The sequence below is a fragment of the Desulfonatronum parangueonense genome, assembly GCF_054656975.1.
The window spans coordinates 4,227,060-4,242,365 of sequence record NZ_BAAHXH010000003.1 but is presented as its reverse complement, the minus strand read 5'-3'; the positions used below and the strand labels follow the sequence as shown (position 1 = coordinate 4,242,365).

Sequence of the window (15,306 nt, the reverse complement as noted above, 5' to 3'; positions counted from 1 at the left end):
AAACCAAAGGAGTCCTCGATGCTTCAAGAATACCCGGATCAGCACCATCCGGTTCATGCTGATCAAACACCCCGGCCCCGTTTAGACGACCGTTTCCTGATCAACCTCAAGGGCAAAGACTTCGTAACCTATGCTGGCCTGCTTGACCTAGCGCATCAGCAGGGGTTGGCTCGTCTGGAGGTTGAACTGATCCAGCACCCTAATCCCGAGAATGGCAACGAAGCCATCTGCCGAGCTATCGCAGAATCAACATCCGGCCAGATTTTCTCGGATTGGGGAGACGCATCACCGACCAATACGAACAAGATGATCTCGGTCCACCTTATCCGCATGGCCAGCACAAGAGCCAAAGCCCGTGCATTACGTGATCTGACGAATATCGGGATCACGGCTTTGGAAGAACTCGGTGGAGACGTGGACGATTTCTCTGGAAACGGCTTCGCCCCCGGAAAAGGAAACGGATCATCCCACTCACCGAGGAAAAGCCAGAAGCCTCCAAACAAAACGGCCCCTACCCCTCAGCCTCAGCCCCAGCCTCAGTTACAGCCACAGCAGCCAACGTCCCCCATGGCTTTCCAAAACGCCAGCAGCAACGGGAACAACGGGAACAACGGCAATAATGGCAACGGGCAACACGGAGGAATCACCGAGCCTCAAATGCGAGCCATCATGGCGTTGGCAAAACGCAAGGGCCTCACTGAAGATGATATTGAGATCCAGGCTTTGGAAGCTTTCGGACTCAGCTTGAACGCCTTGAGCACCAAAGACGCTTCTGCCCTGATAGTTCAGCTTCAGCAGTAACCGGCTAGCACAGCTATCCGCGCCTGCAATTTCGACCGGCGCGGCAACCTCAAACCCCAGGAGAAGTCATGAGCATAGACAGCGGAAAGGATCAGTCCGGTGAAAACTGGACAGTTCTGATTGGCAACTTGGTTGGCATCGGCCTCGTGTTGCTGATTGAGTTTTTATCGAAATCCAAACGGTAACCACACCAAAACCAAAGAGGCCGCAACATGCGACCTCTTTTTTAGCTATTCGTGAAGTACCCACAGCAATTTCCGGCATAGTAAACCCTGCCGAACAGAGTTTAAAGGCCTTAAAACGCAAATATGAGCCTCAATATTTTCGAAATCTGCAAGGCATTAAGGCAAAAATCATATATCGTTCATCAAAATCCCGTTTACTTCTTTGTCCTCGATGCCCAGATAATGCATGGTCACAGCTGGGCTGGAGTGGTTGAACCGTTTGCAAAGCAGTTCGAAACCGATTCCGTAATGAACACGCTGAACGTAGCCAAAGGTTTTGCGCAAAGTGTGCGTACCGTAGTTGCCACGCAGATTGATCAGAGTACACCAGCCTTTGATTAGTAGTTCGTTTCAATAATATATTTACGTTTTGAAGTTTTTCGGCTATCTCTGAATCGAAATCAAAAAGGAGGTAGTCATGGCCAGAAAAACCTGCCTTCCAAAAGTCAACATGACTGAGGAGCATCGCAAAAAACTTGAATCCATCAGCAAATCCAGAACTGCTCCTTTTCGAGAAGTACAAAGAGCTTCAATAATATTGCTGCATAACGACGGGCACTCAATTACGAAGATTCAGGATTTGGCTAAGGCAAGCAGACCAACCATTTACAAGTGTATTGAGAAGGCCTTGGCTGCCGGACCTGAAGCCGGTTTAAAGGATTACTATCATAGACCTTTTGAACCTATAATTGACGATGCTGCCAAGGCCTGGGTTGTCAATCTTGCATGTACCAAACCGAAAGACCACGGTCTTGCAGCTGAACTTTGGACATATAGTGAACTTGCCAAGTTTACAAGGAATCAGGCCCCGACAGATGGCCACCATTGCCTGTCTAATGCGGCCAAGGCCACTATCTGGCGCATTCTTTCTGAGCATGATATTCGTCCACACAAAATCAAGTATTATCTTGAAAGAAGAGACCCTGATTTTGAGCAAAAAATGCAAGAAGTGCTCGTTGTCTATCAAGAGGTTAATCTTCAAAACAGAAACGTCGAAGCATCCAGATCGACAGAACCTCTGAAAATAATAACTGTATCAGTTGATGAAAAGCCTGGTGTGCAAGCGCTGGGGCTTGTTGCTCCAGACCTTCCTCCATCACCTGGGAAACATTGCTGTACAAGCCGTGATTATGAATACAAACGTTATGGGACGGTTTCCATACTGGCGGCACTTGATCTTCATGATGGAAAAATGACAGCGCAAGTACACGACCGACATCGTAGCCGAGAATTTATTGAACTGTTGAAAGAGCTTGATAAAAAGTATCCCGAAGAAAGCACTATCCGTCTTGTCCTCGACAACCATTCATCTCATGTTTCAAAGGAAACCATGAGCTACCTCGCAACAAGGCCAAACCGCTTTGAATATGTTCACACTCCCAAGCACGGCTCCTGGCTCAACCTGGTTGAAATGGCATTCTCGAAGATGGCTCGTTCTTTCTTAAGGCATATCCGTGTGGCTTCCAAAGAGGAACTAAAAGAACGCATCATGAAAGGAATACAGGAGATGAATGAGTCACCAGTGGTGTTCCGATGGAAGAAGTTCGACCTGGGCATCGCTTAATTATAAATATTTTAATGAAACGATCTATTAGTCTGTTGGCGGCACTCACGGTCAGGGGCTTACCCTTTGCCTTGTGACTCTGGAACAGAAAGGCTTCCGGCTCCGGCTGCACGATTCGGAGGAACTCCTGCAAAACCTTGTGCGTTGTCTTGTTGACCAGAAGCACGTTGGTCTTGCCGGTTTTCTGCTCCTTGACGGTCAGGGGTTCGCCGGGTTGTAGGTGCTGAACGTCCTTTACCCGCAGCTGAAGCAGATCACCGATCCGAAGACCATTGTTGATACCCATGGTGAAAAGCAGCAGGTCTCTGGGCTTGTCTGACAGCAGCTTCTTGATAGCCTTGATGTCCTCCAGGCGACGGATGGGCTCGACCTTGGTTGATGATCCCTTCTTGGGGTGATTGGTATTGGGCATGGAGACAATATATCAAGTATAGAGAGTTTTGGTCAATAAAATTGGCAATCACCTACTGAAGTGAAGGTGTCGTTGCGTGCGGCATCCCTTATATGGTTGTTATAGTGAAATATTTTTGAAACCAAGAGCAGAATGTCAACTTTTTGATAAAAGTTGACATTGCGAACCAGCCGGATCATCCGCTCCCATTCCCAGCCTCGTTCATATCTTGCTCATCTGGCCAGGAAATCATATTGTCTCCGTATGCAAGACAAGATCAACCAGCCTCACGACATGTTCATTGTGGAGATGCTCTCCAATGAAGAGGTCACTCGGGAACTGATTACCAAGCACGTCCCCCAGGAGATTACTCAGCACCTGGACCTGGACAGCCTGGAAATCAAGTCCGAGTCCTATACCGACGAATTGAGTCGCGTTTTCACTGATATCGTCATCAAGCTACACCTGAAAGACAGGCCGGAACGTGAGGCGGAAATCTACATCCTGATAGAGCATAAAAGCCGACCAGAGAAATTTGCTCGGCTCCAGATACTCAAGTACAAACTGCGAAAGTGGCTGGAAGCCCTCAAGGCAACAGAAACCCCGCAATACCTGCCGATCATTATTTCCATGGTCTTCACGCACGGAGAACGGAGGTGGTACTACAGCCCGGATTTTGCGGATCTGTTTGACTGTCCCTCGGACTACTTCCGGCAATTCATTCCCAACTTTCGTCACCTGCTCCACGACTTGAACGATCTGGATAAGGAGCAGCTCAAAGAGCAGACATTGCTGAACGTGGTTCAGTTGGCCATGAAATTCTTTCACTCCGCCGAATTGAAAGACCATCTTGGCGACATTTACAACCCACTGGCACTGATCAAAGACCCCGAAAAGCGGAAACTGTTCACGATTTTAGTGAGCCTGTATCTCATGTCAGACCAAACCCACATAGATGTGGAAGATATAATCGAGGTTCTTGCGAATTTCGACCAAAAGGAGGAAATTGTGCAGACCGTTACCAAAAAAATCAGAGCTGAGGAGAGAGAGATTTCCTTGAAGAAGGGACGCGAGGAAGGCGAACTCAAAGCCGCCCGCACCATGCTCCTGAATTTCGCATCATCCAAGTTTGAGTACGTCCCAGTGGGCTTCTCCCAGAAGATTCACGCCATTGATGACATCGACGTGCTTAATTCACTGTCTCACAGCCTTGCTAGGGCCGAATCTTTGGAAGCCTTCGAGGCCCTCGTAAACAAGGCCACAAAGCCAACAACCCACTAACACAGAGCACACTGGGGCTTCTCAATCCGGAGAAGCCCCACATATCCATCCCGCCACCTCTACGCCACCCTTCCCAGCGGCACCGTATTCACCGCGTCCCGCAACGTCTGGTCAGCCAAGTGAGCATACCGCTGTGTTGTCTTCAGTTGGGTATGTCCAAGCAAATTCGCCACTTCGTAGATTCCTCTTCCGGCATTGATCAAAAAGCTGGCGAAAGAGTGACGCAGGTCATGAATCCGGACATCTTCCAACCCTGCCCGCTTTCTTGCAGCATTCCAGGCAGAAAATATCGACACAAACGGTTCTTTGGTTCGTGGATTGGCAAAGGCATACTCACAGCCATTGATCTTCGGCAACTCGGCCAGCACTTCCAAAGCCGTGTCGGATAACGGCACAGTTCTTGGCTTCCCCGACTTCGTTATCGGTATCCGCCAAGCCTTCCGGTCCAGATCAAAGTCTTCCCACTTCGCGTCCAATAGCTCCCGTTTCCGAGCACCTGTGAGCACCAGCATCAGGATAATAGGCTCCAGCAACGGATTCTCGCTCTGCTTCACCGATTCAACAAGTTTTTGCAGCTCTTCGGAACTGAGAAACCGTTCCCGGTTGTTGTTTACGTTGAACAGAACCACGTCCTTTGTAGGATTTTCCTGTACTCCAGCCACTTTCCACTTTATCGCCAGGTTGAAAATATACCGAAGCAAGATCACCAATCTATCCGCCGAGGCAGGCGCTGCTCCAGCTGCGATTCGTTCCTGATGAAGCCCGGAGATGTCCTCTCTGCTGATTTGATCCAGATGCATGCCCCCCAACTTTGGGAAAATATGAACCCGAAGTAGGGTCTCGTCAGTTCCCCAGGATTTTTTATAGCTTTTCACGTATGGCAGATACTGCTCCTGGGTAAATTTCATCAAAGTAGGAACTTCACGGATGATTCGCTGCTCTTCAAGGGGGTCTTCTCCCATTGCAATTTTTCCCAGATACCGATGGGCAAGCGCACGAACCTGCGTAATATTCAGATCTTCCACCCTGCCCAGTTTTATCTGCCTAGTTTTACCGCGCTTGTTCTGGTAGCGGAGGAAATACGTTTTGGTTCCTGTCGGTCGTACTTCCAGCATCAGTCCCTTGCACTTCCCATCGTAAAATCGAAGCTTTACCTTGCTCTCATCGCACAAAACTTCCTTTAGGAAACGCGCCGAAAAATCTCGTTTTGCCATTACCCGCTCCTTTCAAGAGGTTAATGGAAAACATGCGCAAAACGAAATTTTTTTTAAGTACTGTTACTTTTACTGTTCTTGACTGTTAATTTTAATGTTACTCGGACTGTTACTTAGGCTGTTACTTAGAATGTTATTTAGAATTTTTGTATTTCTAACATCGAGGTAAGCAGGACAGAATTCACAAAAGGGTATTTCAATCTGGCGTTGATGCTACGCGCTCCATGAAAAGCACTTGGGCTAGAATCAGGAGAAATCTGCCTCGAGGTGGGGATGTCCAAGGCCATAATCAGCAAGTGCGAATCGTGGAGACGGCTCCGAAGGGCGTGTTCATAATGCGAGCAACCATGCTTTCAGGGAGCACTGCATCGAGATGGATTTATTTTGATCAGGGGATTTCAAGATGACTTTCAGCGACAAAGTTTTCGATGAACTGAGCAAAGCATCACCGAAACAAAGACTCGAAAACCAGGAAAGAAGAAGCTAAAAGAGGTTACTCCAGGGCCGATCAGGAAGAAATAGGGGCAGAATTTTGATCAAGATATTGGGCATACCGCAGTCTTTTTGCGGACATCAAAAATGCTCCAAATATCTGTCAGAAAACAACTTATCTTAATTCAAATGCCATTTTCTTAGCCATTTTCGTTGATCAAAATTGGGCATACCGCAGTTTTTTCAATTCATGCTACAAATGACGCTCCTTAGCTACTGATTTTATTCACCTTGCATTTTGACCAAACCATTACGCTCACTATTGGTTCTGATGAAATCACTGGCACTTCGGGCAACGATGTATTCAATGCTCCCTTGGTTGCTGTACAAGACCCATCCGGGGTTGGTGAAGCGCAAACTTTGAACGATGGCGACATTCTTGATGGCGGCGCAGGTGTCGATCGTCTGAATGCACGTTTGATTGAAGCTACCACCACACCAGAATCAATCGTTAATATCGAACAGTTCTTTTTGCGCTCAACTGCAGGGGCAAGCACACTGAACGCGATGAATGTTGATGGCCTTGAACAGCTGTGGAACGATCGTTCAACTCAAAACTTAAGTGTTAATAATCTCCAGGATAGCGTTACCCTTGGACTAAACCAGGTAGCTCGCAACACAACATTTGAAGCTACGTATGCCGCTAACACTGCCACCCAAAATGTCGTTTTGCAGGGTGCGGGTCGTGCGCCAACAGCTGGCGGCAACGATGCAGTGACTTTGGATGTAACCGGAGCTACCACTATTACCACACTGAGTCTCAATGTTGCTTCAGGTGTGAACAATATCATCGCTGACGGCGATCTTGATGACATATCCCGGCTCAACATTACAGGTTCAGGTACATTATTCCTTGAGGCTGCAGCTAACGACTTTCGGAATATCATTACTATTGCAGTAGGTAATTTTGCTGGCGACCTGGACTTGAACATTTCCGGTCAGGACTTTGCTGGCGGAGAAGGCAATATTGTTTTAGGAAGCGGCGACAATCGTTTGGTAATTGATGGCTCGCAAGACCTTGATGGCGTTTCCATCGATTTGGGTGCTGGTTATAATATTCTTGCAGTCGGAGATTTGAATGCTCTGGATTTGAGTGAAGCTGAAATAGTATATGCTCATGTACAAGAACTTGAGTTTGGTGCATCTACTGCAGGCGATTTAGATCTAGAAAATTGGACCGCTGTCGAAACTTTGACTTTCGCTGACACTCTTGCTGTTGATGCAGACATCACAATCGAGAATGCTCCTTCTACGTTGACTGTAAATTTCGAAGGTGCAGTGACTGGTGCAAACACCATTGATTTCCAGGAAGCCGAAAACCTTTTCATTAACAATACAGCAACGGTCGATGATATTACCATAACCGGTGAAGAACTTGTCAACGTTGTAATCGTTGCTGAAGCAAACTTTGGTGCAACCACCGCTGTAACTATTGAAGGTAATACAGCAGATGAGTGGTCACTGAGCACATTGACTTTAATTGATCTATCGGACGATGGAGATGTAGAATTTGGCATTGTATTGGATGAAACTGTCGAATTGAAAACAATAGATGCTTCTTCCATGCAGGATGGTTCTGAAGTAACCATAAACGCAACTAACGCCGATTTCGGAAGCGCAGTAACTATTCTTATCGGCAAACTTGGATTTGATGCGGATGGCGCAACCACTGGAGTTGCATTCACTTATGAAACCACTGGCACTAATGCTGTTCGTGAGGTCTTCCGATTTGTTGGTGAAGATATTGGCGAAGTTGTAATTGACGGATTCCAAGCTGGTGTGCTTGGCAGCAACGATCGCCTTGACTTTAGCCAATTTGCAGGTGTGAGTAGTTTGGATGACCTGAATGTTGATGACAGCATCGCAGGTACTTATGTATTTACGTCTGACGGTTTTACAGGCGAAATCACTCTTGTTAATGTTGTTGGTAATCCAACTGACGATGCTGCTAACTTCATTTTCTAGCAAATTGCATTTCAAATAATTGCAACCAGGTTGCAGTTGAAAGGGGAGGAAACTCCCCTTTTTTATATTCAGTAACATTACTAAAACGGGAGCTCATTACGTAATGTTTTCCAAACCTGTCCTGTTAGATTTAGCCAAGCATCGCAACACTAAATTGAATTTTATTCACAATTATCACTTTGCTGCTCAAGAAATTGTCATGCCCATTGTTTTTTCTGAAATGGCTGACATTGCACGTGAGTACCCTCTGATCTTTTTAAAAAAAATACCAACGCCATTCGCTTTGCTTGGGTTTCAAAAAAGTATGAATGCGTATGTTGATGTACAAAGTGGTCGATGGATGGCAGAATATTTACCAGGCAGAGTTCGTGCATATCCTTTTTCACTGCACGAGAACCCAGCAAAGCCAGGTGAGTTTGGTATTGTTGTGGATTCACAGTCTTCCTTGTTATCCACAAACGATGGGCAACCTTTGTTTGCTGACGGAAAACCGACACAGATTCTTTCTGACCGTATAAAGCTTCTTGAGCAGATGCAGAAGGCACAGGCCACCACTGTAAATATGGTAGAAACTATTCGAATTGCTGACCTGCTCAAAGACCAAGCTATCAAGATCAAAATGAAAGGCACTGAAGACTCTCAGCTTACAGGCATCCAAATTGTGGATGAGAAGAAGCTCAATTCCATGTCACACGAGGACTTTGCCAAACTACGCGATAAGGGTGCACTTCCTCTTATTTACGCTCACCTGCTGTCTCTGGCCAACCTTCGACGCGGCCCACTCAAAGGTTATACTCCCGTGCAGACCGCCGACAGTCTCGGATTTATTATCGGCGACGACGACATGATCTCATTTCAATAAGGAGTTTCAATGCATATTTTCACCGATGGAATCAGCAAAGTCAGCTTTTCCAACAATAATCTCCGCATTACAATGATACAGAACGGTCCGGACAACACCCAGTTAGAAGCAGGCACCCTGATTATCCCCATCAATCAAGCCGCGCAGTTCGTCAACTCCATGGCAGGCGGCCTGAAGCAACTTGACGAACAACTTAAAGCGAAAGCACAAGAGTCTTCCGATAAGAAACAGTAATGGCCCTTGGAATCTGGGACTAGATCTGGAGATAATCACGGACAGCATGATATTCTACGCAAAGCTTGGGTTGTAATGAAGTGACCCGCACCTACCCCAAGGCACACAAGCTCTCCGTCGGCTACGACCAGAAAGAAGACCGCCTGTTCCTGATCTTTCACCTACAGAACGGCGGTTTTCGCAAGGCGTTTCTGTCTCGGAGAATGCTTGGGGCTTTGCTTATCCGCATGGGAGCAGTATTGTCCACCAGCCATCCCAATGCTGGTTTTACTGCTCAAAGAGACGAAGTGCTGCAAATGGAACACGTTGCATCGATCTCAGTGGGCGGAGGTATAAGCAACGCCGACCAAACCCCACAAACTCAACAAACCAAGCAAACCCAACAACTCCCCACCGAGTTTACCGTAGTCTACTACGTAACCGCCGCTCACCTTGAAATGCAGCAAGATGCTCTGGTTATCGGCTTTTCCGGCGATAAACTGAACATGCAGCAAGACGCACCCGAACCCATAGCCGCGCTGGCCCTAGGACGTTCCGAGGCGCATCAGGTACTTCGGCTGTTACGGGATAAGGCGGAATCTGCCTGCTGGAATGTTGAGCTGCCTGCTCAGTGGATGAAGCCGTTGGAGTTCGGGAAAGCATTGGAGGCGCAGTAACAATGAAGCCTAACCATGCGCCAGCTTTTTCTTGACGAGCCGTAGTCGATCGAATACAATTCGAGCATGTTTACGATCAAACAGCTTCCAGAGTTTGCCGAATGGCTGTTGCACATTCGTGATACTGTGACGCGATTGCGCTTAGCCAAACGTCTGGACAAAGCGGAGCGCGACCTGCTGGGAGATGTAAAGCCGGTGGGCGATGGCGTTTATGAGATGCGCGAGGACTTCGGACCTGGCTGGCTGTAGTGTCCAATAAAACGCCGCACCCTTTCCAATGACCATATAGCGTAATTTTTTAAAAATTATGCTACCAAAGGGTCGACAAATTGCCTGCTTGACCACAGAATTTTCCAAATTCAGGGTCTCAATCAGTTCAAAACTTGGCTTCCAGGCTATCCAAGCCAGCCATTTGACGCAACAATGCCTCGGCTGTCGTGCGCCGATCTGATGGTTTCAAACACTTCAGGCTTTTGTCCTACACCCAGGCGTAGCTGTGATGCAGACCGTTCAGCCAGGAATACGACACCAGCTTGCGGCCAGCAAAGCCTTGCGACAGAATGCAGTTCGGGCATTTCTCTTGGGCACGTGACTTCACCGGAGCGAAGCCACTCTTGGCTATATGGGGCCGAGCCGTGTTGTAGAACACCTTGAAATCGTTCAGCAGCCGGTTGAGATGTGTTTCCCCCAGCGGGATAATATAGTCCAGTAGGTCTTCTTGCAGCGTTCGGTTGAAACGCTCCACGATCCCGTTCTGCCAAGGGCATTTGTAGTCGATGCGCAGCACCTTGACGCCCATGTTTGGAAGGGTTTGGTTGACCACAGGCACGAAGATGCTGTCTCGGTCCACCACCATGAACTTCGGAGCTTTGTCGAAAGGAAAGGCTTCTCGCATCTGCTGAGAAACCCACTCAGCTGTTGGATAATACGTTGCAGCCGTCCAGATCAATTCACGAGTTCCATGGTTGATGATATTCAGGATATACATCGGCTTACAGCAGATATTGAACACCTGCTTGAAATCCATCCCGCACGTGAAATGGCAATGCAGAAAGGTTTTCCAGCCTGGGTCTTGCTGGCACTTGGGCGGCTTCCCAGACGGATTCGGCTTATAGCCTGCTTCTCTCAGGATTTTCCTGACAGTATTTGAGTGGATCGATTCATTCAGCTGGCTTTTGATCATATTCGCGATTCTGCGAGGAGAATAACCAGGATTCTCTTTCTTGAGGCAAAGCACCAACTCCTTGAGATATTCTGCTACTTCAGGCCTGCCTCGCTTGGAGATGGGCTTTGCCGACTTTCGTGCCCAGATCAAAGCCTGGCGATTCTTCCACCAACTGACCAAGGTCTTGGGCCTGATCTGGGTATAACGGGTGATTCGGGCGGATATCCTGTGCAGGAAGGCAAGGATCAGCTTCTGAAAACCTGAGAGAGCAGGACGTATTTTGAACAGCCTCACGCTCCACGAGGGCTTGTTTTTCTTGGCGTTCTGGTTGGATACCACCCTGTTCTTGAAGCCTGCAAGCACAATCCTCATGGCGTACATCTCGAATTTCAAGCGAACTCGTGCCGCCACATCCATCCGATACCGCCGAGAATTGCAAAAGCCCGCAACATAGCCGCACAGAAATATCACTGCCCAGACAATAGGCTCCACAGATGCTCCGGAAGGTCAGGTTGATCTCGAAAGGCTATCTTGCCTTGCTCAAAATGCTGGCCTAGTATCGCTCTTTATGACCGAGATCAACAAAAAGCACGATACGTTCTTCCGGGAAACCATGAGCCACAAGGACGCCGCCGACTTCCTGGTCAATTACCTTCCGGCAAAGGTGTTGAAGCATGTCCGGCTTGATATGCTGGCAGCAATTCCCGCCAAAAATAAAAATCAAATCATAACAAATGGATATAGATTTCCAGAAAAATAGTTTTTCGTAAACTTTCTTGAAAATCAGTATACGTGCCTCTTTCTTAATTGCCATTGTACATTGAGGTTATCACGGATGCGCGACTCCTTCTCCCGCAAGCAACTCAGCATTCCTGGCCTGTTGCGTAAAGCCCGCCAATGCTTTGCCGCAATCCCTGATAAGTTAGGCTACGACATACCGCTGGTGGACCACTTGATGGCGGGGCTGGCGTTATTTGGCCTCAAGTACCCTTCACTGCTTCAGTTCGACAAGGACGGAAGGCAAGGTACAACGCCCGCAAATCTCCAGTCGCTGTATGGCATCAAACGCCCTCCCTGCGATACCCGCTTTCGAGAGCGTCTCGATGAAGTCGATCCTCGCCAGTTGCGCTCCCTTTACAAGATTTTTTTGAGCATGCTCCAGCGCGGAAAGGGGCTGGAAGGGTTCAGCTATCTGGATGGGCACTATCTCCTCTCGTTGGACGGAACCGGTTATTTCTCCTCGCCAACCATCCATTGCGCGCAGTGCTGCGAAAAACACCACCGCAACGGCAAGGTCACCTACTACCACCAGATGCTCGGTGCCGTGCTGGTGCATCCGGACCATAAGGAGGTCTTTGCGCTCGCGCCCGAACCGATCCTGAAGCAGGATGGGGCTACAAAAAACGACTGCGAGCGTAATGCCGCCAAGCGGTTGCTGGAAGACCTGCGCCGCGAGCACCCTCACCTCAAGCTGATCGTCATCGAGGATGCGCTAGCCTCCAACGGCCCGCACATCCGCCAGTTGAAGGCCCAGGACATACGCTTCATTCTCGGTGCCAAGCCCGATGACCACAAGTACCTGTTCGACTGGGTCAATACAGTGCCTACCACCGTCGAATACACGGAGATTGATGAGGGCGGAACCAGCCATCGGTTTTCGCTATCTCAACGGCGTCCCGCTCAATGACGCCAATTTCGACCTGGAGGTCAATTTTTTCGAGTATTGGGGGACCACCCCAAAGGGCAAGGTCGTCCATTTCTCCTGGGTGACCGACATCCTGATAACCCCTGCAAACATTATGGAGCTGATGCGAGGAGCCCGCGCCCGCTGGAAAATCGAGAACGAGACCTTCAATACCCTCAAAAACCAAGGCTATCACTTCGAACACAATTTCGGTCACGGCAACCAAAACCTCAGCACTGTGCTGATGCACCTGATGATGCTGGCATTTTTGATCGACCAGATCCAGCAACGCTGCTGCCGCTTGTTTCAGGCCGCCGTGTCTGCAGCGCAGGGCAAGAGCCGCTTTTGGCGGCTACTGCGTAGTGCTTTTGATCTCTGCCTGATTCCCGATTGGGAGACACTTTACCGCTGGCTCATCCATCGAACCGGCATCCCACTGACATGCGACACGTCTTAAGAGCTGGCTGTGATCGATCGTGTTCGACGTGAGGGTTTTTGTGAGAATTTTTGAGGAACAGCCAACCAGCTATCTAGCCACAATCCCGCGCCGCAACGCACGGAAGGCCTTGCTTTGCCTCCGCACTTGGCATGGGGGCGTTGGCGTGTGCAGAAGGGTATCAGAGCCGCGGAGCGGGAATTGCTGATATGCTGGCCATCTGATTGCCTTGCCTGCTCATCTTCATTATTATTTCACCAAAAAGACAACAGGAGAAGCATATGGTTACTGCTGAACAGATATGCCACGAGGCCAACAGGCTTCCTCCAAATGTCCTGCCTACCGTGCTGGATTTCATACTCTTTCTTCAAAAACGAACGACTGAAAACCAAGAAAACGATTTGGTTATGGCGCAGGAATCAAGCACGTTGCCTCTCTGGAACAATGAAGAGGACGAGGCATGGAATGAAGTACCGACCAGGTGAAATCGTTCTGCTACCCTTTCCCTTCTCTGACCATTCCGCCCGTAAAAAGAGGCCTGTGCTGGTTTTAAGCCAACCAGATGCGCGAGGGGATTTTGCTTCCCTGGCGATCACCTCCAAGGAAACTCACGAAAAAGCGTTTGCCCTTATCCAAGGACACTTAAACGTCCATCCTTCCAGGTTTTTCCTTGTGGCCTGTTCCAAACGTATTTTTAAAAAACTGTACCAAAACTGTACCAAAACGCTGATTTTTCGATTTTGCACAAAAAAAGGGTTTACGTTTTTCAACGTAAACCCTTGATTTTCTTGGTGGAGCTGAGCGGGATCGAACCGCTGACCTCTTGAATGCCATTCAGACGATTACACCATCACCCACCTTCACAGCATATCACAATTTATTGACATTTCAATGTATTAACCATATACATCTTTCACCAGTGATCACGCAAGACCCCCCTCTTTCATCCCAAATCGCGGGACAAAAGCGGGACAACTTTTCTCAAAGCTGGTGGAAGATATGAAAAAACAAGTCTGGTTCAAGTCACCTTATCCTGGCGTGAGATACAGAGAGCATGAAACACGGCGGCTCAGCCCAGGTGCCCCTCAAAAGGATCGGTATTATGTTATTCGCTATAAATTAGAGGGGAAAGACAAGGAAGAGAGCCTGGGCTGGGCATCCAAGACCTGGACTGAGGTCGGCCAGGATGGAAAGCTGATCAAGTTTGGGTGGACGGAAAAGAGAGCGGCTTCGTTGTTGGCTGAACTCCAAGAAAACCAGCGACTAGGCACTGGCCCTCGCACCTTGAAAGAAAAGCGTGAACTTGCGAAGCGCAAACAGGCCGAGGAAGAAACCGTCAGGCAGAAAGCTGAGGCCCTGGAGCGCCAAGCATCGGTTGCCAAGTTGACCTTCGCGGAAATCTTTGTAGGCCCCTACATGGATGAGCAGCGCCTTTGCGGAAAGAAAGCAACGTCCATCGAGACGGAGAACGTACTGTTCCAGAAATGGATCAAGCCTGCAATCGGCAACCTGCCCCTTGCTGCCATTGGCAAGGCTGATTTGGACGCGATCCGCACCATAATGTTGAACAAGGGCATGGCGATCCGATCCTTCCTGTACGTTTTGGCGATCATCTCTCAGGTGTTCAACTTGTGTATCGGAAAAGAGACCTACTCGGGAACGAATCCTGTAAGCATTTACAAGAAAGCTCGGCGTAAGCAGCTTACCTTTGACAACAAAAAGCAGCGTTTCCTGAGCGATGCCGAAGCCGCAGAGCTCCTGAATACCATCAAGGCCCGGAGTTTTACCCTGTATCATGTTTGCATGGTTTCCCTGTATGCCGGTCTACGTGCATCGGAAATCTTCCGGCTGCGCTGGGCGGACGTGGACCTGAGCAACAGATTTCTGTTCATCAAGGACACCAAGACCGGGCCAAGCCGCAATGTGCCCCTGCATGAAAACCTGATCGCCATGTTCCGGGAGATAGGCCCTGGCGACAAAACGTCCCTGGTCTTCACGGGCAAGGGCGGCAAGCCTTTGTCTGAAGTCTCTCGCACGTTTGACCGCTGCGTGGATGAACTGAAGCTGAACGAGGGGATCGACGACCGCCGGCAGAAGTTGACTTTCCACAACCTCCGCCATTCCTGCGCCTCCTGGCTGGTCATGCAAGGCGTGGACCTCTACACCGTCGGAAAGCTGCTGGGGCATACCACAAGCCGCATGACCGAAAGATACAGTCACCTGAGCGAAGAACACATGAAGCAGGCCATTGGAAAAATCGGCAGGAAACGCGACATGGACAAGGCTATCCCTCTCCAACCTGCCGAGAACCAGTAGGCGCTCCCACTCTCTATATCT

General features: G+C 48.9%; 17 protein-coding genes and 1 pseudogene. 14 read left to right on the top strand and 4 right to left on the bottom strand.

The window, feature by feature from the left end:
* The first annotated feature begins 18 nt into the window (after positions 1–18).
* A complete protein-coding gene (locus ACYQ15_RS18975) occupies positions 19–801 on the top strand; it encodes a hypothetical protein (RefSeq protein ID WP_459939057.1) in 783 nt (260 codons plus the stop codon).
* A 353-nt stretch (positions 802–1,154) separates the two neighbouring features.
* Here the strand turns inward: ACYQ15_RS18975 and ACYQ15_RS18970 are convergent.
* A pseudogene (locus tag ACYQ15_RS18970) lies at positions 1,155–1,367 on the bottom strand (site-specific integrase); the annotation flags it as partial.
* Between the two features lie 76 nt (positions 1,368–1,443).
* On the opposite strand from ACYQ15_RS18970, the gene ACYQ15_RS18965 reads away from it, so the two are divergent.
* Positions 1,444–2,589, top strand: coding sequence for an IS630 family transposase (locus ACYQ15_RS18965; RefSeq protein ID WP_459939056.1), 1,146 nt, complete (start codon positions 1,444–1,446; stop codon positions 2,587–2,589).
* Here ACYQ15_RS18965 and ACYQ15_RS18960 read toward each other — a convergent pair.
* Positions 2,513–3,001: a tyrosine-type recombinase/integrase gene (locus ACYQ15_RS18960; protein WP_459939055.1), complete on the bottom strand. Its 489-nt coding sequence runs from the start codon at positions 2,999–3,001 to the stop codon at positions 2,513–2,515. The two genes, ACYQ15_RS18965 and ACYQ15_RS18960, sit on opposite strands and share 77 nt — an antisense overlap.
* A 243-nt stretch (positions 3,002–3,244) precedes the next feature.
* On the opposite strand from ACYQ15_RS18960, the gene ACYQ15_RS18955 reads away from it, so the two are divergent.
* Positions 3,245–4,261: an Rpn family recombination-promoting nuclease/putative transposase gene (locus ACYQ15_RS18955; protein WP_459939054.1), complete on the top strand. Its 1,017-nt coding sequence runs from the start codon at positions 3,245–3,247 to the stop codon at positions 4,259–4,261.
* Positions 4,262–4,320: 59 nt separating this feature from the next.
* On the opposite strand, the gene ACYQ15_RS18950 is transcribed toward ACYQ15_RS18955, so the two are convergent.
* The gene (locus ACYQ15_RS18950; protein WP_459939053.1) at positions 4,321–5,475 is read right to left on the bottom strand and encodes an integrase; all 1,155 of its coding nucleotides are present in this window, start codon (positions 5,473–5,475) and stop codon (positions 4,321–4,323) included.
* A gap of 723 nt (positions 5,476–6,198) precedes the next feature.
* Between ACYQ15_RS18950 and ACYQ15_RS18945 the strand changes: the two genes are divergently transcribed.
* The 5 genes from ACYQ15_RS18945 (at position 6,199) to ACYQ15_RS18925 (ending at position 9,933) form a co-directional block, all read left to right on the top strand.
* Positions 6,199–7,932, top strand: a complete 1,734-nt coding sequence (locus ACYQ15_RS18945) for a hypothetical protein (protein WP_459939052.1) — start codon at positions 6,199–6,201, stop codon at positions 7,930–7,932.
* Positions 7,933–8,035: 103 nt separating this feature from the next.
* Positions 8,036–8,794 carry a SapC family protein gene (locus ACYQ15_RS18940; RefSeq protein ID WP_459939051.1) on the top strand — a complete coding sequence of 253 codons (759 nt, stop codon included), beginning with the start codon at positions 8,036–8,038 and terminating at the stop codon, positions 8,792–8,794.
* A 9-nt stretch (positions 8,795–8,803) separates the two neighbouring features.
* Positions 8,804–9,028 (top strand): hypothetical protein, encoded by a 225-nt coding sequence (locus tag ACYQ15_RS18935; protein WP_459939050.1) that lies wholly within the window; start codon positions 8,804–8,806, stop codon positions 9,026–9,028.
* Between the two features lie 80 nt (positions 9,029–9,108).
* On the top strand, positions 9,109–9,684 hold the full coding sequence (locus ACYQ15_RS18930; RefSeq protein ID WP_459939049.1) for a hypothetical protein: 576 nt from the start codon (positions 9,109–9,111) through the stop codon (positions 9,682–9,684).
* 66 nt (positions 9,685–9,750) lie between these two features.
* Entirely contained in the window at positions 9,751–9,933 is a 183-nt protein-coding gene (locus tag ACYQ15_RS18925) for a type II toxin-antitoxin system RelE/ParE family toxin (RefSeq protein WP_459939048.1), read from the top strand.
* A gap of 229 nt (positions 9,934–10,162) precedes the next feature.
* Here ACYQ15_RS18925 and ACYQ15_RS18920 read toward each other — a convergent pair whose 3' ends face one another.
* Positions 10,163–11,266 (bottom strand): integrase core domain-containing protein, encoded by a 1,104-nt coding sequence (locus ACYQ15_RS18920; RefSeq protein ID WP_459939047.1) that lies wholly within the window; start codon positions 11,264–11,266, stop codon positions 10,163–10,165.
* Positions 11,267–11,417: 151 nt separating this feature from the next.
* On the opposite strand from ACYQ15_RS18920, the gene ACYQ15_RS18915 reads away from it, so the two are divergent.
* The 6 genes from ACYQ15_RS18915 to ACYQ15_RS18890 all read left to right on the top strand — a co-directional run bounded on the left by ACYQ15_RS18915 (position 11,418) and on the right by ACYQ15_RS18890 (position 15,285).
* The gene (locus ACYQ15_RS18915) at positions 11,418–11,609 is read left to right on the top strand and encodes an Rpn family recombination-promoting nuclease/putative transposase (protein WP_459939046.1); all 192 of its coding nucleotides are present in this window, start codon (positions 11,418–11,420) and stop codon (positions 11,607–11,609) included.
* Positions 11,610–11,684: 75 nt separating this feature from the next.
* The gene (locus ACYQ15_RS18910; RefSeq protein WP_459939045.1) at positions 11,685–12,536 is read left to right on the top strand and encodes a hypothetical protein; all 852 of its coding nucleotides are present in this window, start codon (positions 11,685–11,687) and stop codon (positions 12,534–12,536) included.
* Positions 12,481–12,990, top strand: coding sequence for a hypothetical protein (locus tag ACYQ15_RS18905; protein ID WP_459939044.1), 510 nt, complete (start codon positions 12,481–12,483; stop codon positions 12,988–12,990). The genes ACYQ15_RS18910 and ACYQ15_RS18905 overlap by 56 nt, the downstream gene beginning before the upstream one ends.
* Positions 12,991–13,250: 260 nt before the next feature.
* Entirely contained in the window at positions 13,251–13,454 is a 204-nt protein-coding gene (locus tag ACYQ15_RS18900) for a DUF2281 domain-containing protein (RefSeq protein ID WP_459939043.1), read from the top strand.
* Positions 13,435–13,752 (top strand): type II toxin-antitoxin system PemK/MazF family toxin, encoded by a 318-nt coding sequence (locus ACYQ15_RS18895; RefSeq protein ID WP_459939042.1) that lies wholly within the window; start codon positions 13,435–13,437, stop codon positions 13,750–13,752. Before ACYQ15_RS18900 ends, ACYQ15_RS18895 begins: the two co-directional genes overlap by 20 nt.
* 216 nt (positions 13,753–13,968) lie before the next feature.
* Positions 13,969–15,285, top strand: a complete 1,317-nt coding sequence (locus tag ACYQ15_RS18890; protein WP_459939041.1) for a tyrosine-type recombinase/integrase — start codon at positions 13,969–13,971, stop codon at positions 15,283–15,285.
* Positions 15,286–15,306: the final 21 nt, after the last annotated feature.